This window comes from Streptomyces sp. NPDC020965, assembly GCF_044333555.1.
GTDB lineage: Bacteria > Actinomycetota > Actinomycetes > Streptomycetales > Streptomycetaceae > Streptomyces.
In genome coordinates, this window is sequence record NZ_JBIRRE010000010.1 from 354,495 (window position 1) to 374,659 (window position 20,165).

Annotated in this window: 16 protein-coding genes; 6 read left to right on the forward strand and 10 right to left on the reverse strand. The window is 70.7% G+C overall.

The window, feature by feature from the left end; genetic code table 11:
- Positions 1-115 precede the first annotated feature (115 nt).
- Positions 116-691, reverse strand: coding sequence for a TetR/AcrR family transcriptional regulator (locus ACH4S7_RS28780; protein WP_398524224.1), 576 nt, complete (start codon positions 689-691; stop codon positions 116-118).
- Between the two features lie 216 nt (positions 692-907).
- The gene (locus tag ACH4S7_RS28785; protein ID WP_398524225.1) at positions 908-2,167 is read right to left on the reverse strand and encodes an LCP family protein; all 1,260 of its coding nucleotides are present in this window, start codon (positions 2,165-2,167) and stop codon (positions 908-910) included.
- 141 nt (positions 2,168-2,308) lie between these two features.
- On the opposite strand from ACH4S7_RS28785, the gene ACH4S7_RS28790 reads away from it, so the two are divergent.
- Positions 2,309-2,857 carry an acyl-CoA thioesterase gene (locus tag ACH4S7_RS28790; protein WP_398524226.1) on the forward strand — a complete coding sequence of 183 codons (549 nt, stop codon included), beginning with the start codon at positions 2,309-2,311 and terminating at the stop codon, positions 2,855-2,857.
- A gap of 89 nt (positions 2,858-2,946) precedes the next feature.
- Here ACH4S7_RS28790 and ACH4S7_RS28795 read toward each other — a convergent pair whose 3' ends face one another.
- Entirely contained in the window at positions 2,947-4,308 is a 1,362-nt protein-coding gene (locus tag ACH4S7_RS28795; protein ID WP_398524271.1) for an LCP family protein, read from the reverse strand.
- Between the two features lie 327 nt (positions 4,309-4,635).
- On the opposite strand from ACH4S7_RS28795, the gene ACH4S7_RS28800 reads away from it, so the two are divergent.
- Entirely contained in the window at positions 4,636-5,655 is a 1,020-nt protein-coding gene (locus tag ACH4S7_RS28800) for a glycosyltransferase family 2 protein (protein ID WP_398524227.1), read from the forward strand.
- 170 nt (positions 5,656-5,825) lie between these two features.
- On the opposite strand, the gene ACH4S7_RS28805 is transcribed toward ACH4S7_RS28800, so the two are convergent.
- The 4 genes from ACH4S7_RS28805 to ACH4S7_RS28820 form a co-directional block, all read right to left on the reverse strand.
- Positions 5,826-7,448, reverse strand: a complete 1,623-nt coding sequence (locus tag ACH4S7_RS28805; protein ID WP_398524228.1) for an LCP family protein — start codon at positions 7,446-7,448, stop codon at positions 5,826-5,828.
- A gap of 42 nt (positions 7,449-7,490) precedes the next feature.
- Positions 7,491-9,260, reverse strand: a complete 1,770-nt coding sequence (locus ACH4S7_RS28810; protein ID WP_398524229.1) for an LCP family protein — start codon at positions 9,258-9,260, stop codon at positions 7,491-7,493.
- A 221-nt stretch (positions 9,261-9,481) separates the two neighbouring features.
- Positions 9,482-10,993: an LCP family protein gene (locus ACH4S7_RS28815; RefSeq protein ID WP_398524230.1), complete on the reverse strand. Its 1,512-nt coding sequence runs from the start codon at positions 10,991-10,993 to the stop codon at positions 9,482-9,484.
- A 546-nt stretch (positions 10,994-11,539) separates the two neighbouring features.
- On the reverse strand, positions 11,540-12,292 hold the full coding sequence (locus tag ACH4S7_RS28820; protein ID WP_398524231.1) for a TIGR03089 family protein: 753 nt from the start codon (positions 12,290-12,292) through the stop codon (positions 11,540-11,542).
- 137 nt (positions 12,293-12,429) lie between these two features.
- Between ACH4S7_RS28820 and ACH4S7_RS28825 the strand changes: the two genes are divergently transcribed.
- The 3 genes from ACH4S7_RS28825 (at position 12,430) to ACH4S7_RS28835 (ending at position 16,161) form a co-directional block, all read left to right on the forward strand.
- Positions 12,430-13,635, forward strand: coding sequence for a peptidoglycan recognition protein (locus ACH4S7_RS28825; protein ID WP_398524232.1), 1,206 nt, complete (start codon positions 12,430-12,432; stop codon positions 13,633-13,635).
- 109 nt (positions 13,636-13,744) lie between these two features.
- Positions 13,745-14,827 (forward strand): sugar phosphate nucleotidyltransferase, encoded by a 1,083-nt coding sequence (locus ACH4S7_RS28830; protein WP_398524233.1) that lies wholly within the window; start codon positions 13,745-13,747, stop codon positions 14,825-14,827.
- A gap of 362 nt (positions 14,828-15,189) precedes the next feature.
- Positions 15,190-16,161: a DNA-3-methyladenine glycosylase family protein gene (locus ACH4S7_RS28835; protein WP_398524234.1), complete on the forward strand. Its 972-nt coding sequence runs from the start codon at positions 15,190-15,192 to the stop codon at positions 16,159-16,161.
- A 139-nt stretch (positions 16,162-16,300) separates the two neighbouring features.
- Here ACH4S7_RS28835 and ACH4S7_RS28840 read toward each other — a convergent pair whose 3' ends face one another.
- The 3 genes from ACH4S7_RS28840 to ACH4S7_RS28850 all read right to left on the reverse strand — a co-directional run bounded on the left by ACH4S7_RS28840 (position 16,301) and on the right by ACH4S7_RS28850 (position 19,154).
- Positions 16,301-17,599, reverse strand: coding sequence for a coenzyme F420-0:L-glutamate ligase (locus ACH4S7_RS28840; protein WP_398524235.1), 1,299 nt, complete (start codon positions 17,597-17,599; stop codon positions 16,301-16,303).
- Positions 17,596-18,552, reverse strand: coding sequence for a 2-phospho-L-lactate transferase (gene cofD, locus ACH4S7_RS28845; RefSeq protein ID WP_398524236.1), 957 nt, complete (start codon positions 18,550-18,552; stop codon positions 17,596-17,598). The genes ACH4S7_RS28840 and cofD overlap by 4 nt, the downstream gene beginning before the upstream one ends.
- Positions 18,553-18,620: 68 nt before the next feature.
- Positions 18,621-19,154 (reverse strand): cysteine dioxygenase, encoded by a 534-nt coding sequence (locus tag ACH4S7_RS28850; RefSeq protein WP_398524237.1) that lies wholly within the window; start codon positions 19,152-19,154, stop codon positions 18,621-18,623.
- A 732-nt stretch (positions 19,155-19,886) separates the two neighbouring features.
- On the opposite strand from ACH4S7_RS28850, the gene ACH4S7_RS28855 reads away from it, so the two are divergent.
- Positions 19,887-20,150 (forward strand): WhiB family transcriptional regulator, encoded by a 264-nt coding sequence (locus ACH4S7_RS28855; protein ID WP_006348971.1) that lies wholly within the window; start codon positions 19,887-19,889, stop codon positions 20,148-20,150.
- Positions 20,151-20,165: the final 15 nt, after the last annotated feature.

The window sequence follows — 20,165 nt, forward strand, 5'->3', positions numbered from 1 at the left end:
CCCGATGCTCCCGGCTTCGAGCGCTGAGGAGCAAGGGGCCACGGTTGACGGAACGGGAAACCGTGCGAACGGTCGACCCGTGGGAGCCCCGGACGCGCCGGGCCCCGGCGCGGTCTCAGTCCTGGAGCCGGTCCACCCCCGCCGCCCCCAACAGCACCCGCGCCGCCGCCTTCGCCTGGTGGGCCGTCCCCGGGTCCCCCGTGATGCCCGCCGTCGCCATCGCGCCGTTCGCCAGGATCGTCAGTTGGTCGGCGAGGGCGGCCGGGGCGCCCAGTTCGGTGGTGAGGTCGGCGAAATAGGACCGCAGCGCCGTCTTGTGGGCGCGGGCGAGGTCCGCGACGCCCGGGGTGACGGCGCCCATCTCCCCGTACGCGTTGATGAAGACACAGCCCCGGAAGTCGGGCCGGGCGAACCAGTCGGCCAGATAGTCGAAGACCGCAAGGGCGCGCTCGCCGGGGGTGTCGGCGTGCGCGGAGCCATGGGCCGCGATGCCGTCGCGGACCTCCGTGTCGCGGCGCCGGAGCACTTCAGCCACCAGGGCGTCCTTCGACGGGAAGACCTGGTAGAGGCGTTTCAGGGAGACGCCGGACGCGGTGCGGATCGTGTCCATGCCGACCGCCTGGAAACCGCGCTCGTTGAACAGCGCGCGCGCCGTCTCCAGCACGCGCCGCTCAGCGGTCTCCGCGTCCATGCCCAATCACCCAGTCTTTCGTCCGCGAGCCCCTCGCCCCGCCCGGCCCCGGGAGTAGCTGCCGGGAGCACCGGACTCCGCCCGGGCTGGGCGCACCCGCCCTCCGGCGCGTGCGCCCCGGGAAGCAGCCCCCGGAGCGTCCGGTCCCGCGAGAACCATCGTTCTTCCACGGTACCGGAGCGGTAGCGGACCGGAGCGGTGCCGGACCGGGACCGGTCAGTTGCCGGTCACCGTCACCTTCTCGTCCTTCTGGATCTGGTCCACGATGCGCGCCACCTTGTCCTTGTCCCAGGTGAGGTTCCCGCCCCGGCTGCCCGAGACCGGCATGTTCATCGAGGTGCCGTCGCCGCCCGTGACGCCCTTCATCCCGAAGAACATCTGGCTCAGGTCCCAGAGGGACATCTCCTTGTCCACGACGAGCGTGTCGAGGCCCGCGCCCATCACCGGATAGAGCTTGAACGGGTTGAGCACCGTGCTCGGCGTCGCCGTCTGGCTCGCCAGGGCCGCCAGGAACTTCTGCTGGTTCTTCGTCCGGGCGAGGTCCCCCTCGCCGAACGCGTACCGGGTCCGTACGAACGCCAGCGCCTGTTCGCCGTCGAGCGACTGCTTGCCCGCCTGGAAATCCGCGCCCGACTTCTTGTCCTTGAACGCCTTCGGGATGTCCAGCTCCACCCCGCCGATCGCGTCCACGATGCTGGCGAAGCCCGCGAACCCGATCTCCGCGTAGTGGTCGATCCGCAGGTGGGTGTTGTGCTCGATGGTGCGGACCAGCAGCTCGGGGCCGTCCTCCGCGTACGCGGCGTTCAGCTTCACCCGGCGCCCCTGGTTCGGGAAGACCTTGCCCGAGTCCGAGCCCTTGTACGACGGGATCTCGACATCGGAGTCGCGCGGCAGCGAGATCATCGTCTTACCGCCGGAGCAGTTGGCGAGGATCATCATCGAGTCGGTGCGCTTGCCCTCGGCCGACCCGGTGCGCAGCCGCTTCTTGTCCTCGGAGGACATGCCCTCCCGGCTGTCCGAGCCGACGATCAGATAGGTCGTGCAGTCGTCGTCACCCGGCCGCTCGATGACCTTGGCGAGATCCACCTCGCGCTTGACCTTGCCGTCCGCCCAGAAGTACGTGCCGACGGAGACCACCAGCAGCGTCCCGACGAGCACCAGCGAACCGATTTTGATCCGGCGCCGCCAGTCCGGGGCGGGCCGGGGCGGACCCGAGGGCGGCGGCGGGGGGCCGACCGGGGCGCCCGGCGGGTGCTGGCCGCCGCCGTGGCCTCCCGAGGGGGTGCCGTAGACCTGGCCCGTGTTGTACCCGCTGTCGTACGGGGCGTTGCCGTGGGGGGCGTCGCCGTATCCGCCCCCGTACCCCTGCGACTGTTGCCGCGGGACCGGTCGCCGCCGCACATGAGGCATCGAGCGAGCGCCCTCGGGCTCCGAGCCCTGGCTGCCGCGTCCGTATCCTTCGGGCCAATCATTCATGTCGGTAAGTGTGCCGGGCCACACTCCGCCCCCGACAGGGCGGGTGGCGAATCGGACCGGGCCTGTTGCGAAGCTGATGCAATGCGGCGGGCGTGCCTCCGCCCGGTCACGGGGGTCACACCCCCGCATAGGGTGGACGCTATGACAGATCAGGCCCAGTACTCGGATTCGCCTATTCCGGGCAAGCCCACCTCCGCGTCCCGCACCACCCTCAGCCACATCATGACCGCGAGCGACACCAACCTCCTCGGTACGGTGCACGGCGGAGTGATCATGAAGCTGGTGGACGACGCGGCGGGCGCGGTCGCGGGCCGTCACTCCGGGGGGCCCGCCGTCACGGCCTCCATGGACGAGATGGTGTTCCTGGCGCCGGTCAGGGTCGGCGACCTCGTCCATGTGAAGGCTCAGATCAACTGGACCGGCCGGTCCTCCATGGAGATCGGTGTCCGGGTGCTGGCCGAGCGGTGGAACGAGTCCACCCCCGCCCAGCAGGTCGGCTCGGCCTATCTCGTCTTCGCCGCCGTCGACGGCGACGGCAAGCCCCGCCCCGTACCCCCGGTGATACCCGAGACCGAGCGCGACCGGCGCCGCTACCAGGAGGCCCAGATCCGCCGTACGCACCGGCTGGCCCGGCGCCGCGCCATCAAGGAGCTCCGCGAGAAGCGCGCCGCCGAGGGCCTCGACGACTGATCCGCCCCGAGGACTGGCCCGCCCCGACGACCGATCCCCGCGCGACGACCGATCCCCGCGCGACGCGGGGTCCCCCCGGCAGCGGCGGCCTACGGGCAGGTCACCTGGTCACCGGTGACCGCGCCGAACTCGCCCTGCCGGGCGTCCCGCGCCCGTACCGGCGCCACACCCCGGTAGTCCGCCCCCGCCGTCACCCGCAGCGTCTGCCCCTGCCCCTTGGTGGGCCGCAGCTCGCACCCGCGCAGCGCCGTCGCCAGCGACCGCGCGGACCGGTCCCAGCGGGGGTCGTACGAGACGAAGGTGCGCGCCACGTCGGTGGCGGTGCCGTTCAGCGGGGTCCGGGTGGTGAGGAAGCCGGTCGAGCGCAGCGCGGTGTCGACCTTCCGGCCGAGACCGTCCTCCCGGGTCCCGTTGTAGACCTGCACCCGGATCTGCTGCGGGGCGACATCCACCAGCGTCGCCCCCGGCGTCGCCCGGCGGTGCGCAGCGAGCGGCTTGTCCTCGCGGATCATCCGGAAGAGCCGCTCGGCCTTCGCGGTGTCCCACTTCACCGCCGAGCCGATCCCCTTCACCGGCCCCATCGTCCCGAGCGGTACGGAGGTGAACTCCGACGACGCCGCCGAGAACCCGCGCATCGCCCGGCCGAGCGCGAACATCTCGTCCGCGCCGAACCCCTTGTCGGCCCGTACCGAGCCGAGCATGGTCGCGGCGACCGTCCGGAACCGCATCGGGTTCAGCAGAATCCCGCTCCCGGTCGCCTGCTTGATCAACGCCGCGAGGAAGCGCTGCTGGCGCTGCATCCGCCCCAGGTCGGACGCCCCGTCCACCGAGCGTGAGCGCACGTACTGAAGGGCCTGCCCGCCGTCCAGCTCATGGCTGCCGGCCGCCAGGTCCAGCCCGGTGTACTTGTCCTTCATCGGCCGGGTCGTGCAGACCTTCACCCCACCGAGCGCGTCCACCGTCTTCATGAAGCTGGTGAAGTCGACCTCCAGATAGTGGTCGATCTTCACCTTCGTCATCTGCTCGACGGTGCGGACGGTCAGTGCGGGACCGCCCTCCGCGTACGCCGCGTTCAACTTCACCGGATGCGCCTGGTGCCGCTCGCCGCTGTTCTGGTCGGTGTGCGCGGGGACCTCGGCGTAACTGTCCCTCGGCAGGCTCACCACGCTCGCCCGCTCCCGGTCCCGCGAGATGTGCACCAGCATGATCGTGTCGGTGCAGTGACAGGGCGCGCCCCCGAGCCGGTACTTGTCCTTCTCGTCCTTGGTGATCCGGTCCCGGCCGTCGGTGCCGACGAGCAGCAGATTCATGCCGTGCCCGGCCTCGGGCCGGTTCTTCATGTCCCGGAAGGGGTCCACCCGGCTGATCCCGGTGTCCAGGCTCGTCATCACCGCGTGCCCGATCGCACCGGCGCCCAGCACCAGCACCGACAGCGTGGTCGCCACCCGCAGGCCCCAGCGCGGTCTCGTGACCACCGGCCGTCTGGTCCGGGGCCGGGGATTCGGCCGGGGACGGGGGGAGCGGGGCGGCATGGACACGAGGGACACCTCCGCGGGCGGCACGGTACGGGCGGCGGACAGGGCGGGACGGTGGGGTGTGACGAGGTGGCGGACAGGTGGGGACAGTGGGGTGCGACGAGGTGGCGGGCTGGGAGGCTGCTCGCGGAACGCGGCTACCAGGCGTAATCGAGCACACGGTAGGCCCATACGATCGGCGACTCGTCACATCGACCGGCCGCCGCGCGTCCGTGTCCCCCATTCGCGGTAACGTGGCGACCGATGAACGCCATGCCGCCTGTCTCCGTGATCATGCCGGTCCTCAATGAGGAGCGGCATCTGCGCAACTCGGTCCGTCACATCCTTGAGCAGGAGTACGACGGCGAAATGGAGGTGGTGATCGCCCTCGGCCCGTCCACGGACCGCACCGACGAGATCGCCGCCGAGTTGGTACGGGAGGACCCGCGCGTCCACACCGTCCCCAATCCCACCGGGCGCACGCCCGCCGCGCTCAACGCCGCCATCAAGGCTTCACATCACCCGATCGTGGTACGCGTCGACGGCCACGGAATGCTCTCCGCGAACTACATCGCCACCGCCGTCCGCCTCCTGGAGGAGACCGGCGCGCAGAACGTCGGCGGCATCATGCACGCCGAGGGCGAGAACGACTGGGAGCACGCCGTCGCCGCCGCCATGACCTCGAAGATCGGCGTCGGCAACGCCGCCTTCCACACAGGCGGCACCGCCGGGCCCGCCGAGACCGTGTATCTGGGTGTCTTCCGGCGCGAGGCGCTGGAGCAGCAGGGCGGCTACAACGTGGAGTTCATCCGCGCCCAGGACTGGGAGCTGAACTTCCGCATCCGCGAGGCGGGCGGGCTGATCTGGTTCTCGCCGGAGCTGCGGGTGCAGTACCGCCCCCGGCCGTCCGTCCGCGCGCTCGCCAAGCAGTACAAGGACTACGGCCGCTGGCGGCATGTGGTCGCCCGCTACCACCAGGGCTCCATCAACCTGCGCTACCTCGCCCCGCCGGTGGCCGTCTGCGCCATCGCCGCGGGACTGGTGGTGGGCGCGACCGTCACCCCCTGGGCGCTGGTGATCCCCGGCGGTTATCTGGCGGCGATCGTCGCCGGCTCGATCCCCGCGGGGAAGGGCCTGCCGCTGGCGGCGCGGCTCCGGATCCCGGTGGCCCTGGCGACCATGCACATGTCGTGGGGCTTCGGCTTTCTGACCAGCCCCCGCGCGCTGGCGAAGAAGGTCATCGCGAGCCGCCGCCCGTCCGTCCGCACGGAGTCAGCGGCCTGACACCCCCGGCCCCACCGCCCCACACCCGTACGGAACCGGCCCCCGGCCTCACCCCCGTACGGGCAGGGGCGGACCGGGCCGCCCCCACTCCGTACGGAATCGGTCCACAGCCCTGCACCCGTACGGAAGCCGTCGGCCACGGAACGAGCCGGGCCCCCCGACAGGGCCCGCTACCAGATGAATCCCGGCTGGACCTTCATGCAGGGCGTGGACTCGCCATTGAGCGGGTTCGACGACGTCGGGGTGGTGTTGTTCTCCTTGACGACCGTCTTCGGGAAGGCGTCGCCCAGCCGCCAGTCCGCGCCCACGATCAGCTCGATCCCGGTGGACTCCGTCGACTTCTTCACCGCCGTCGGCGGTATCCCCAACGCCTTGGCGACCGCCTGGGCGTCGCCCTCCAGCTCCACGTTGGAGTAGTGGATCACGGTCGTCCGCTGCGGGTTCCTGGTCGGGTCGGCAACCGCCTGGGTGAAGCCCTTGTTCTGGAGCAGCGTGGCGACCGTGGTGGCCCTGCCCTTCTCGGCGATGGCCCCGTCCCCGCTGGTGCCGTTCAGCACCCGTACGGGGATCTCGGCGGGAGCGGCGGCCGGGTCCTTGGAGACGGGCGGCGGTGTCGCCTTCTTCTTCGGGACGCCCTTGCCGTCCAGCGGAATGTCCTCGCGCACCATCCGGAAGAGCTGCTCCGCCTCGTCCGGCTTGGGCTCGACCTTGCCCCGGAAGCCCGGCCGCTCCGTGTAGAAGTTCGGCATCGTCGTCATGGTGATGCGGCTGGTGGGCGCGCTCTTCAGCGCGTCGCCGATGTCGAAGAGCTTCTTGACCGAGTTGATGTTCTTGTCGACGGTGACCGCGTCGATCGCCGCCTCGGCGAGCTTGCGCAGCTTGTTCGGGTCGGTGAGCTTGGTGTTCTCCCGCAGCTCCCGCACCATCGAGTTCATGTACATGTGCTGTCCGCGGGTACGGGAGAGGTCGGTGCCGTCGTCGAACCCGTACCGGGTGCGCAGCCACTGGAGCGCCTGCTCGCCCTTGACCGCTGTGGTGCCCTTCTTCAACCGCAGGCCGGAGCCCTCGCCCTTGCTGTTGCGCGAGTAGACGTTGTTGTCGACACAGACCGGGACGCCGCCGATGGCGTCCGCCATGGAGACCACGCCCGCGAAGTCGATCATCATGAAGTGATCGATGGTGATCTTGGTCAGCTCGTGCCAGGTGGCCACCGTGCAGCCGGGACCGCCACGCCCGAGTGACTCGTTCGTCAGGGTCCAGCCGGTCGCGGGGTAGACCTTGCCGGTGTCGGGGTCCTCGCAGCGGGGAATCTTCAGTACCGTGTCGCGCGGCATACTGATCACCGAGATGTTGGAGCGGTCCGCCGAGAGGTGGAGCAGCATCTGCACATCGGCGAGCGCCTGCCCGCCGAAGGTCTCCTTCGCCCCGCCGAGCTTCTGGTTCGCCTTGGAGTCCCGCGCGTCCGAGCCGATGAGCAGGATGTTCAGCGGGGTCTGGCCCTCGGCGTTGACCCTGTGGTCCGGCATCCGGTCGCCGAGGGTCAGATCGTCCTTCTTGAGCTTGCCGTTGAGGCGCTCGTAGTAGAGGTATCCGGCGCCGGCCGTCCCGAGTATCAGCAGGGACAGAACGGACGCGACCCAGCGCAGTATCCGGCGTTTGCCGCGCTTGTTCCCACGACCGGCGCGGCCCGGGGCGCCGTGCCGGGAGCCCTGGGCGGGTACGGTTCGGGCCCGGTCGCCGCCTGGATGGTCATCGGGGGACGGATTCTTCCGTCGCACGTTGTCCTGTCGCACCCGATCCCCCTGTCATATGCGCCACGACGGGGAAGTACCGCGTCACTTGGCACACACCTGCTTGTCCGCTACGACCTTCTGCACACCGTCCGGCGCCTTCGACGGTCCGGTGACGGGCATTCCCGCGCCCTTGAAATCGGCACCGAGGGTCAGCGTCATCGCTTCGAGCCCCTCGGCGTTCTGCGTCCCCGGCTTCAGGGCCGTCACCGGCAGCCCCATCAGATCCGCGAGCTTGCGCGCCTGGTCGGCCTGGTTCGCCGCGTACTCCAGGGTGGTCTTGGGCAGTTTCGCCGGGGCGTTGCCCTCGTTGCTCGACTTCAGGACGGACTGCTCGGCCTGCTGGAGCCACTGCACGGTGGCCAGCGCCGCGCCCCGGGTCTCGCTGCCGTTGAAGATCTTGACCCGGACGTTGTTCGCCTCCGCGCGCGGCCCGTTGAGGAGCCCCGCCTGCTTCTTCTTGGCGTCCTTCGCCTTCTCCTCCACCTCGGTCAGCGAGATGTCGTTCTGGACCATCGCGAAGAGCGGCTTGGCCTTGGCCTCGTTGAGTACCACGGTCACGCGGTCGGTGTTGTCCAGCACCGGGATCGTGGTGAAGGTGATGTTCTTCGGGTTCACCTTCGCCAGCTCCATCCCCAGGGTCTGGAGCTTCTTGATGCTGCCTATCCCGGTGTCGACCGTGAGCGCGCTGGTCGCCGCCTCGGCCAGATCCCACATCTTGGCCGGGTTGGTGAGGGTCTCGCTGGACTTCATCTTCCGGATCAGCGAGCTGAGGAACTGCTGCTGGATCTCGATCCGGCTCAGGTCGCCGCCGTGGCCCACCGAGTGGCGGGTACGGACGAACGCCAGCGCCTTCTCGCCCTCCAGCGTGTGGGTGCCGGCCGGCAGGTTGAGCTTGGAGTCCTTGTCGTTGATGTCCTTGGCGAGACAGACCTCGACACCGTCGACCGCGGTCGTCATCGTCTTCACCGCGTTGAAGTCGGCCATCATGAAGTGGTCGACCTCGATCCCGGTGAGTTCCTTGACCGTCCGCATGGTGCAGCCGGGGTCACGGCCCGACTGACCGAGGCTTTCGTTGAACCGGGTGTTGAGCGTGCCGGGGATGGTCTTGGTGCCGTCGCCGGTCTTGGTCTCGCAGTCCGGGATGTCGGTGATCAGGTCACGCGGGATGGAGATCGCGGTGGCGTTCGTCCGGTCCTTGGAGACGTGGAAGAGGATCGAGGTGTCGGCGTGGCCGGGGCTGTTCCGGTCGCCGTATGCCTCATTGCCCTTGCCGGTCCGCTTGTCGGTGCCGATGACCAGGATGTTGACCGCCTGGTTCTTCTTGAAGCCGCCGCTGCCCGCGCCCGCGACGTCGACCGTGTTCAGGTTCGAGTCGAAGTGCTCGTAGACGAGGTACACCCCGACCGCGCCCGCGACGACGGCGAAGGCGAGCACGCCCCCCGTCCACATCAGGGCCTTCTTCTTGCCGGACGCGGACTGCTTGCGCTTGCGCCGCCCCACGCCTGCGAGGGTCCCGCCGCCGGAGGCGTCGCCACCGCGCCGGGAGCGCTGCGAGGGCACCTCGCGGCCCGGGGTCGCGGACCGGCGCCCGCCCTCCGATGATTGGCGTGCCTCGGCACCGCGGCCGCCCTTGGCCTGGCGGGGCCCTGGTGTCCGCGGCGGGGCGGTTCTGGGCGCGTCGGGGGAGCCCTCCGGGGACGACTGCGCTGCGGATTGGTCCAGTCGCAATTCGTAATTGCCGGTCTGCGGGTTGAGTACCCACTGATCGGCGGGGTCGACGTCGTCCGCCCGCCCACGGCTATGCGCATCCACGGTTGTCTGAATCCTCCGTCGCTGCCACGCGAAGCGCCTCCCCCGAAGGGCGCTCGGTCTCTCGATCCAGGAGTGCTACGACGCGAGGTCGGAGTACCGGATCGCGCCACACTATCCGCCCGGTTCCGGGTCGAGCGACGCCCGTGACACATTCCACGTCGCTTACAACCGGGCAATCCACCCAATAGGCGTGGAGTGTGAACCTGGCCTTGGTCATTGTTTTACTTGCATGTGCCCACCGCGGCGTTGGTGCCGGAGAAAGTGGGCAAGGCGGACGGGCTCGGGGAGACCGTGCTGTCGGGTGATTCCAGGTCGCCCTTCTTCTCGTCCTTCGTGGGGTCGCCCGGAGGCACCACCGTGATGGGGGTGTCCCCACGCAGATGTGCGAAGAGCTGATTGGCATCCGGCTGCACCAGTTCGTCGCGGTTGATATTGGCGATGTACGGGCGCCGGGGCACGGTCAGGAACTGCACCTTCTCGGTCGGCACGCTGCGGACCGAGCGGGTCAGGTCGTACAGGTCCCGCAGCGAGTCCAGCCCCGGGTCGGTCGTCAGCGATCTCGTCGCCGCGTCCAGCACCGGGTAGAGCCGCGCCGGATTGAGCAGCACGCCATTGCTCTGCACCTTCTTGACCAGCGAGGCCAGGAACTGCTGCTGGCGGTCCATGCGTTCGGTGTCGCTGCCGTTCCCGATGGACTTGCGGGCGCGTACGTAGCCGAGCGCCTCCTCGCCGTTGAGCGTCTGCTTGCCTGCCGCCAGCTTCAGATGCGCGGCCTTGTCGTCGATCGGCTTCTTGAGGCACATCTCGACGCCGTCCACCGCGTCGACCATCTTCTTGAAGCCACTGAAGTCCACGACCATGTGGTGGTCGATCCGGACACCGGTCATCTTCTCGACGGTACGGATGGTGCAGGCGGCGCCGCCGACCTCGAAGGCGCTGTTGAACTGTGCGAACTGCGCACGGGTACGGCCACCGTCGCCGTTCGTGCGGCGGCAGCTCGGGATCTGGGCCATGAGGTCGCGCGGCAGGGACACGGCGGTCGCGCTCTGCCGGTCGGCGGCGATGTGCAGCAGGATCGTGGTGTCGGCGCGCTGACTGCCACCCTCGTCCCGCCCGTACTTGCTGTTGCCCTTGCCGGCCCGGCTGTCGGAGCCGAGCAACAGGATGTTCTTGGCGTCCAGCACTATCGGGGTGGGCCGCTCCTTCTCGAACGTCTGGAGCTCGGCGGCGGCGGTGGTGTCGGTGGTGATGTTGCTGTCGAGCTTGCGGTAGAACCACCAGGCGGCGCCGGAGGCGGCGAGCAGGACCAGCGAGGTGCCGAGGGCGACCCAGCGGAGCATATGGCGCTTGCGCGCGGGGTTTTGGTCCGGGATGTCGATGGAGTCGGCGGCTGTGCCCGTGGGGGCGGCGTCCTTGGCCTCCAGGGGGACGGCGTCGTGCGGGGCGGCCGACGCGTCCGGCGTCCTGCCCCCGTGCTCCCCATCCCCTTCACCCTCCCCATCCCCTGCACCCTTTTCCGGCTTTTCCGGGGGTGGGGCGTCGGCGGTGGGCGGGTCGGGCTCCGGTACGGCGGCGGGCTCGGCGTCGTCGCCGTCGACCTCGTCGCCTGATTCCGTCTCCGCCTCGGGGTGGGACGTGGGGGGCGGGGTGGTGGGTCCGGGCTCCGCGTCGTTCGGGTGCTCGTTCTCGGCCCGGCCGTCCGGGCCGGTCGGAGTGCCGGCACTGTCGGTCACGTCTGCGTCCATCCTTCATGCCGTCGGCGGTGCGCTGGACCGCCGGTCGCAGGGCTAGACGGCTGAACCTCGCGCTTGGTTGTGCGTTGAAGCACACGTATCCCCGATCATCCAACGGAGTTGGGACCGAAGACCGGGGCTAGGTCGTGTCTGACGGATCTTGCGGGGCTCGCGTGCCCTGGCACCACGCTCCCCCTGGGCCCTGCGGCACGGGAGGTACCCCCACCGCATGGACTCCATTCTCCGCCTTGCGACCCGTCCCCTCGGCCCTTGCGGGCCTGGGGAGGCCCCATGCCTAGGCCCTTGCGGGCCCGGGGAGACCTCATGCTGGGCCCTTGCGGGCCCGGGGAGGCCCCATGCCTAGGCCCTTGCGGGCCTGGGGAGACCTCATGCTGGGCCCTTGCGGACCCGGGGAGACTCCATGGCTGGGTCCTTGTGGGCCCTTGCAAGACTCCATGCACCAGATCCCGCTCACTGACCCAGCCTGATCCGTCAGACACGACCCGGGACCGGGCGTGTGCCAACCGGGTGTACTTCAGCGGCCTTTCACCGGGCGGTGACGGTGACCCGCTCGCTCTCGGTCCGCTGCTGGAGAGCGTCCGGGGCGAGCTGGTCGAGATGCCGGCAGAGCACGACCGAACCCCCGGCCGCGAGCGGGGCGAACAGCCCGGCCGACAGTCCGTCCCAGGAGTCATAGCCGCGCCCTGTCAGCAGCCGACCCCCGCTGACTAGGCCCAACCCGGCCGCGTCCGCGAGCGCCCGCTCCACCACACCCGTACCGCTCAGCTCCAGACCGTCGACCCGGAGCGCGGGCGCGGCGGGGTCGACCGGTGCGTACGGGGCGAAACGATCACCCTGGCCCGGCACCTCCACCGCGTAGTCCGAGAAGCCGGCCGGCGGCTGCGGGAAGCGCCCGCCCAGCGGACGCAGCGCCAGCGCCACCCGCTCGCCACCGCAGGCGCGGGCCTCCTCCAGGGTGTCCGGACCGCTGACGACGAGATCCGCGTCGGCGGGGTCGCCGCCTATCTCCACCGTCACTCCGACCGACGAACACGCGAGCAGCCAGACCGCGCTCTGCCAGTGCGCGGGCAACAGCAGCGCGAGCCGGTCGCCGGGCTCGGCGCCGAGATCGCCCTGGAGCAGATTCGCCGTCTTGGCCACCCAATTGGCGAAGGTGGCGACGGACAATTCGACGCGCTCACCGGTGGCGTCGTCGTAAAACGTGACCAAGGGGCGTGCGGGGTCCGCGGCGAGCGCGGAACGCAGCAGGTCGGCGGGGGTACGGTCGCTGGCGTTCATCGGCGCTAGCGTACGCGCAGAGCGGCCGGGACAGACGGCCGTACCGGTGACGGGTCCTCCGGTCGGACCGACGGACCACCGGTTTCCCGATCGGCCCTCGGCGGGCGAAGTCGCCGGGCCGTGCCCACGCTTTCGGTATGCGTGGATATATGGCTTCCTCGATCAGTGTCGCGGCCTGCGCCGCGCTCGTACTCCCGCTCTCGCTCCCGACCGGCGCGACGGCCGCGACCCCTCACCGGGTGCTGGCGCCTGACGTGCCCGGCTCCACCCAGTCGCTCCCCCTCCCCCCGGCACCGACGGCCCGCTCCCACAACCGGTCCGCCGATCGGTGGCTCAGCACCTCCGACGTCGGAGCCTTCTCCATGGTCGGCGTGGTCTGGTCCGATCCCGACGCCGAACTGCGCGGCTCGGTCGAGGTCCGCACCCGCCCGGTCGGTTCTGGCACCTGGTCCGCCTGGCAGGACGTGGAGACCCACAACCATGAACACGGCGCCGACCCCGACACCCGGGAGCGGGCCACCGGAATGGTGCGCGGTGCGACGGCCCCGCTGTGGGTCGGCGCGTCGGATGCCGTTGAGGTACGGGTACGGGCCGATTCGGGCGATCCGGCCCGGCTGCCGAAGGGGCTGCGGTTGGAACTCGTCGACCCCGGCGAAGCGGCGGAGACGGCCCCGCCCCGTACCGCCTCGGTACTTCCGGCCGCGGGCCCGCGCGCCCGCCGCGCCGGGGCGCCGTTCATCGGACCGCGCCCGAGGATCATCACCCGCAAGGGCTGGGGAGCGCGTGAGTCGCTGCGGGAGCGGGGGCTCGTCTACACGAAGACCGTGAAGGCCGCCTTCGTCCACCACAGCGCGACGGGCAACGGATACAGCTGCAAGCAGGCTCCCTCAGTCCTCCGCAGTATCTACCGCTACCACGTTGTGAGCAGTGGCTGGCGGGACTTCGGCTACAACTTCGCCGTCGACAAATGCGGAAACATCTACGAAGGGCGTGCGGGGGGCGTGACCAAGCCGGTGCTGGGGGCGCACACCCTGGGTTTCAACCGGAACAGCATGGGAATCGCGGTGCTCGGCACCTACAGTCGCAGCAATCCGCCCGCGTCCGCCGTGACTGCCGTCGCCCGGCTGACCGCCTGGAAGATCGGCCTTTTCAAGGGCAATCCGAAGGGCAAGGTGACGCTGACATCAGGGGGGAGCGGCAAGCACTACCGGGGCAAGAAGGTCCGCTTCAACGTCATCGCAGGACACCGCGACGGGTTCACCACCGACTGCCCCGGTTCCCGCCTCTACAAGAAGCTCGGCACCGCCCGGACCGTCTCGGCCAAGTACCAGGGACGCCGCTGAACGGGAGCCGCCGACGCCGACGCGCGAAAGCACACCCTCCCACTGCATAAACTGGCCGATCTCGAACGAGTGACCCACCCCGGCCCGGACAGGAAGCAGAGACCACAAGGTGACAGAAGCGATCCTCCTGGTCGGCGGCAAGGGCACGCGACTGCGTCCGCTCACCGTCAACACCCCCAAACCGATGATTCCAGCGGCGGGCGTCCCCTTCCTCACCCACCAGCTCGCGCGGGCGCGCGCGGCGGGGGTCGAACACATCGTGCTGGCGACCTCGTACCTGGCGGAGGTCTTCGAGCCGTACTTCGGCGACGGCTCGGCGATGGGTCTCAGCCTGGAGTACGTCACCGAACAGGAGCCCCTCGGCACCGGCGGAGCGATCCGCAACGTCGCCGAGCGGCTCACATCGGGACCGGACGAACCGGTCCTGATCTTCAACGGGGACATCCTCACCGGCCTGGACATCGGGGCGCTGGTCACCACGCACCGCACATCGGGCGCGGACGTCTCCCTGCATCTGACGCGCGTACCGGACCCGAGGGCCTTCGGCCTGGTGCCGACGGACGCGGACGGACGGGTGACGGCGTTCCTGGAGAAGCCGCAGACGCCCGAGGAGATCGTGACCGACCAGATCAACGCGGGGGCCTATGTGTTCCGCCGCTCGGTCATCGACACGATCCCGACCGGGCGGCCGGTGTCGGTGGAGCGGGAGACCTTCCCCGATCTGCTGTCCTCCGGGGCGCACCTCCAGGGCATGGTCGACTCCACCTACTGGCTCGACCTGGGCACACCCCAGGCATTCGTCCGGGGTTCGGCGGACCTCGTCCTCGGCCGGGCACCGTCCCCCGCCGTCCCCGGGCGGCGCGGCGACCGGCTGGTCCTGGAGTCGGCGTCGGTGGCGCCGGACGCGAAGCTGACCGGGGGCACGGTGGTGTGCGAGGGGGCCACGGTCGGCGCCGGCGCGCGGATCGACGCGGGCGTGGTCCTGCGGGACGCGGTGGTGGAGGAGGGCGCGGTGATCACCTCGTCCCTGATCGGCGCGGGCGCCCGGGTGGGCGCGCGGACCCGTCTGTCCCATGTGGTGATCGGGGACGGCGCGGTGGTGGGTGCGGACAACGAGCTGCGGGAGGGCGCGCGGGTGTGGTGCGACGCGCGGCTGCCGGCCGGCTCGGTGCGCTTCTCGTCGGACCAGTAGGCGGCACCACGAGGGCGCCGGGAAGACAGACCGGAAACGGGCACAGGAGGACGGGAGGGGGGCGCGCAGGAGTGGTGGCGGGACGTAAAGCGTGATTTGTGGCGCTGAGGCGCCTCCGGAGAACAGGCGCCCGAGTAGCGCCGTAAATCATGCAGTCCCGCCGCCACACCGGAGCGCACCCCGGCCCCACCCACGCACCTGCACCGCACCCGGGCCCCGCCCGCACCCGCACCACCCGGGCCCCACCCACGCACCCGCACCGCACCCGGGCCGCACCTGGGCCCCGCCCACTCACACCAGACCAGACCCCCCTGTCACCCCCATCACCTACCCTCGAAGGACCAGCTACCTCCGAGGACCCCGTGTCAGGCCGCTTCACCCCCCGTCGTACCACCGCAGCCCCCGCCACCCACGCCGGGAGCACCCCGGGCCGTACCCGGAGCTGGACCCCGCCCGCCCCCGTGGACCTGGGGCTGATCCTCACCCCCCTCCGCCGCGGACCCGGCGACCCCACCTTCCGGAACACCCCCGACGGGGCCTTCTGGCGCGCCAGCCGCACACCCGCGGGCCCCGGGACGATCCGGATGGCCGCCGGCGTCGGCGGCGATGTGTCCGCCGAGGCATGGGGGCCGGGCGCGGAGTGGCTGCTCGACGGTCTCCCCACCCTCCTCGGTGCCGGCGACGACCCCGACGCCTTCGTCCCCCGGCACCGGATCGTCGCCGTCACCCGGCACCGCAGGCCGGGGCTGCGCCTCACCCGCACCGGACTCGTGCTGGAGTCCCTGATCCCGTCCGTGCTGGAACAGAAGGTCACCGCCGACGAGGCGTACCGCGCCTGGCGACTCCTCGTCGGCAGGTTCGGCACCCCCGCGCCTGGCCCGACGCCCCGGATGAGCGTCATGCCCGACCCGCGCGGCTGGGCCCTCATCCCGTCCTGGGAGTGGCACCGCGCCGGGGTCGACGACAAGCGGGCCGCCACGATCCTGCGCGCGGTCCGGGTCGCCCGCCGTATGGAGGAGGCCGCCGCGATGGAGCCGGGCCCGGCCATGGCCCGGCTGGAGCTGATCCCCGGCATCGGCCCCTGGACCTCCGCCGAGACAGTGCAGCGCAGCAATGGCGCACCCGACGCCGTCACCGTGGGGGATCTGCATCTGCCGGGCATCGTCGGCCACGCCCTCGTCGGCGACCGGGACGCGGACGACGCGGCGATGCTCGAACTCCTCGCCCCGTACGCCGGCCAGCGCCACCGGGCCGCCCGCCTCATCCTGCTCAGCGGCAGGATCCCGGCCCGCCGCGTCCCGCAGATGCCGCGCACCGACATCGGCCGCCTCTGAGGTTCCCCACGAGGGGCCGCCCATCCAGCCCGTCCGGCGCTTGAGGACGGACCCTCGTCCTCAGGCCGCTGGGATGTACGAGGCCCCGTACCGAGGCTCCGTACCGAGGCCCCCGTACACAGCCCCCGGGCAAAAGCCTTCAGCGCACCTCGATGAAGGCCGAAGCCTCCCGCGCCGGCCGCGCCTTCGGCGGCCCCGCCGCGTGCCCGACCGCCACCGCCCCCATGGGATCCCAGCTGTCCGGCAGCCCCAGTACGTCGCGTACGACGTCACGGCAGAACATCGTGGACGACACCCACGCCGAGCCCAGCCGCTCACCCGCCAGCGCCACCAGGAAGTTCTGGACGCCCGCGCCCGCGGCGACCACGAACATCTCGCGTTCGGCCGCGTCCCGCCGTACGTCCCCGTAGTGGTGTGAGCCGTCCATCACCAGACAGGGGACGACGAGGTACGGGGCCTTCCGCAGCACATCGCCCCGGCGCACGCGCTTGGCGATCGACTCCTCGGGCTTGCCGTCGCGCCGCAGATCCGCGATCCACGCGTCCCGCATCGCGTCGAGCAACTCCGTCCGCGACGCGGCCGATTCGAGCAGCACGAACCGCCACGGCGTCGTGTGGTGCGGCGCGGGCGCGGTCACGGCGGCGGCGACCGCGCGGCGGACCGCGCCCGGGTCCACCGGCTCGTCCGTGAACTCCCGCACCGTGCGCCGCTGGGTGACCGCCTCCCGTACCGCCTCGGAGGTACCGAGTCGGAACATGTCGTCGGCCGCGGACCGGACGATCGCGCGGGCGCCTTCACCCTCGCCGACCAGATGGGCCAGCCCGCGCACCACGGCCACCGGCAGCCCCGCCACCTTGCCCTTCACCAGGTCGCCGGCGGCGGCCAGTTCGTCGGCGGTGGCAACGACGGTGGCGGCGAGCGGGTTCCCGTGCGCGTCGGTCCCGCCGCGCAGATCGTCCAGGACCCGGACCCCCGCGGCGCCGATGGCGACATCGGTCAGGCCGTTGCGCCAGGGCCGCCCGAAGGTGTCCGTGACGATGACACCGATGTCCACCCCGAGCGCGGCGCGCAGCCCTGCGCGGATCGCCCGGGCCGAGCCGTCGGGGTCGACGGGCAGCAGCAGCACCGTCCCCGGTGGGGTGTTGGAGGCATCGACCCCGGCCGCCGCCATCACCAGCCCCTGCCGGTTCTCGACCACCCGGAGGGCGCCGCGCCGGGCCACCACACGGACCGTCTCGGCCTCTATGGCCGCCTCGCGGTCGTCGGCGGCGAGGAGACGCCCCTCGGCCTTGCTCACGATCTTCGAGGTGATCAGCAGGATGTCACCGTCGACCAACTCCGGCCCGGCGGCGGCGATCAGCTTGGCGATGTCGTCGCCCGGTCCCACCTCCGGCACTCCGGTCAGCGCGCGGACGGCGAAGGACGGGGCGTCCGTCATGCCGTGACCTCCTCGGCGAGCGCCAGCGCCTGGCGCGCCATCTCGGCCGTCGCGGTCACATCGGTCATCAGCAGCGGCACGGCCCGGCAGCGGATCCCGGCCGCCTCGACCTCGGCGACCGCGCCCGCGTCCACGGTGTCCACGAGCCAGCCGTCCAGCAGCCCGGAACCGTAGTGCGCGGCGACGGCGGCGGCCGTCGACTCCACGCCGACCGCCGCGAGCACCTTGTCCGCCATTCCGCGTACGGGCGCGTCCCCGACGATGGGGGAGAGCCCCACGACCGGTACGCCCGCGTCCGCGATGGCCTCGCGGATGCCCGGCACCGCGAGGATCGTCCCGATGCTGACCACCGGGTTCGACGGCGGGAAGAGGATCACATCGGCCTCGGCGATGGCCTCCAGCACCCCGGGCGCCGGCTTCGCCTGGTCGGCGCCGACGGGGACGACCGCCTCGGCAGTCACGGAGGCCCGCAGCCGCACCCAGTACTCCTGGAAGTGGATGACCTTCCGCTCGCCGTCCAGTTCGACGGCGACATGGGTCTCGACCCGGTCGTCGGACATGGGCAGCAGCCGGACACCGGGCTTCCAGCGGGTGCAGAGCGCCTCGGTGACGGCGCTGAGGGGGTAGCCCGCGGAGAGCATCTGGGTGCGGACGATGTGGGTCGCGAAGTCGCGGTCGCCGAGACCGAACCACTCCGGCCCGACCCCGTACGCCGCCAGCTCCTCCTTGACGTGGAAGCTCTCGTCCGTACGTCCCCAGCCCTGCTCCTCGTTGATGCCGCCGCCGAGCGTGTACATCACCGTGTCGAGGTCGGGACAGACCTTCAGCCCGAACAGATGGATGTCGTCACCGGTGTTGCCGATGACTGTGACGTCCGCCCCGGGCGCGGCCTGCTGAAGGCCACGGAGGAAACGGGCGCCGCCGATACCGCCGGCCAGAACCACAATGCGCATGGGGACAGTTTGTCAGGCGGAGCCCGGCCGGTGGTGGGGTGGTGCGCCGGGGCCGGTTGACGGGACGGTCAGGCGGGGACGGTGGCACGGTCGGCGCGGTCGGTGGGGCGGCTGCCCTGGCACTCCGCGTGCGGGATGCCGTCGGTGTGCATCGGCATCTCGGTCAGTCCGGGGTAGTAGATGTGCAGCGAGACGGCGGGTTCGAGCGAATCGTTGACGACGTCGTGCGCGTAGCCGGGGGCGAACACCCGCTGGGCTCCGGTGACGAGTTCGTGGGAGCCGCCCCGGGTGCGTTCGGTGAGGCTGCCCTGGACGACGGTCAGGATCCCGGAGGAACGGCCGTGGTCATGGGGTCCGCTGCGCTGTCCCGGTACCCAGGAGAGCAGCCAGACCTCGTAGCCGGGGCCGGTGCGCAGCCGGTGGTACCAGCGGGTGGTGGCGTCGTACTCGACGAGGGGGGCCCACTGCGCGCGGTCCCCGGCGATGGAGCGGGCGAGCCCGACGTAGTCGGCGACGGTCGCCGGGTGCTCCGGGGCGGGCTGGAGGAGGTGCTGCACGGCGAGGATGTCGCCGGCGATCTGGATATCGCTGTCGCTGTTCATGGATGTGGTGGTTCCTCGGCGGAGTTCGCGGCTGCGAAACAAGCGGGCGGGGGTCACATACGGGGATCGCATGCCGCTGGGTACCGGTGGGGCGGAACCGCGAGGTGTCCGCGGAAACGGGGGCCGGGTGGGTGTGCGGCGGATCGCTGGAGCGCTACGGCATCAACAGCTGGAACAGCAACAGCGGGCCTGGACAGCGCTGCGGAACCCGCGGATGGGGGTTGCGGAAGGCGCTGCGGTCGCTGACATGCCACCAACGGTGACGGTTGGGACCGTTTCATGTCAACTCAATGACCGATTTGGCGGCAATGTTTCACCTCATCCGGTTACGAAGCCCGGAGAAAGGTTTGTGCAGGTGGGATGGCGGAGACATGGCGCAGCAACCGGTGCTCGACGCGTCGGCCGCGCGGTGATACGGGCGGCCGTCCCGTGACTGGACTGTGATCCGGATCGCTTCAGTGGCTCGATCGCAACAGGATCGAACCGCGTGTCGTCCTCCGTCGTAGGGAGGGGGGCACGGAAGGGCGCGGGGCAGGCGGTGGGCATGTGTCAGGTTTTTGGTGATTTGAACACTTTCCGCATAGCCTTGGTTCCGCAGAGTGAATACGGGGCCCAATAGCAGATCTTGGCTTGACTGGCCTTGATCCACACACTTGTAATTTCACTCGTGTCGTTTGGCCGAAACCGATCACGGCAACATCACGGGGACGCAAAGACAGACGAGGGGCGCACATGACCGAGCTGTTCGAACAACTGCTGGTCGAGGACGCGGACGACGAAATCGGCTGGCAAGAGCGCGCGTTGTGCGCCCAGACCGATCCCGAGTCCTTCTTCCCCGAAAAGGGCGGATCCACGCGTGAGGCGAAAAAAGTCTGCCTGGCGTGCGAAGTCCGTTCGGAATGTCTTGAGTACGCGCTCGCGAACGACGAGCGGTTCGGCATCTGGGGCGGCCTGTCGGAGCGTGAGCGGCGACGGCTCAAGAAGGCCGCCGTCTGAAGACCGACCGGATAT

Coding starts and splice junctions, on each gene's coding strand:
- ACH4S7_RS28780 (WP_398524224.1), bottom strand. CDS start 691: ATGGACGCGGAGACCGCTGAGCGGCGCGTGCTGGAGACGGCGCGCGCG.
- ACH4S7_RS28785 (WP_398524225.1), bottom strand. CDS start 2,167: ATGAATGATTGGCCCGAAGGATACGGACGCGGCAGCCAGGGCTCGGAG.
- ACH4S7_RS28790 (WP_398524226.1), top strand. CDS start 2,309: ATGACAGATCAGGCCCAGTACTCGGATTCGCCTATTCCGGGCAAGCCC.
- ACH4S7_RS28800 (WP_398524227.1), top strand. CDS start 4,636: ATGAACGCCATGCCGCCTGTCTCCGTGATCATGCCGGTCCTCAATGAG.
- ACH4S7_RS28820 (WP_398524231.1), bottom strand. CDS start 12,292: ATGAACGCCAGCGACCGTACCCCCGCCGACCTGCTGCGTTCCGCGCTC.
- ACH4S7_RS28825 (WP_398524232.1), top strand. CDS start 12,430: ATGCGTGGATATATGGCTTCCTCGATCAGTGTCGCGGCCTGCGCCGCG.
- ACH4S7_RS28840 (WP_398524235.1), bottom strand. CDS start 17,599: ATGACGGACGCCCCGTCCTTCGCCGTCCGCGCGCTGACCGGAGTGCCG.
- cofD (WP_398524236.1), bottom strand. CDS start 18,552: ATGCGCATTGTGGTTCTGGCCGGCGGTATCGGCGGCGCCCGTTTCCTC.
- ACH4S7_RS28850 (WP_398524237.1), bottom strand. CDS start 19,154: ATGAACAGCGACAGCGATATCCAGATCGCCGGCGACATCCTCGCCGTG.
- ACH4S7_RS28855 (WP_006348971.1), top strand. CDS start 19,887: ATGACCGAGCTGTTCGAACAACTGCTGGTCGAGGACGCGGACGACGAA.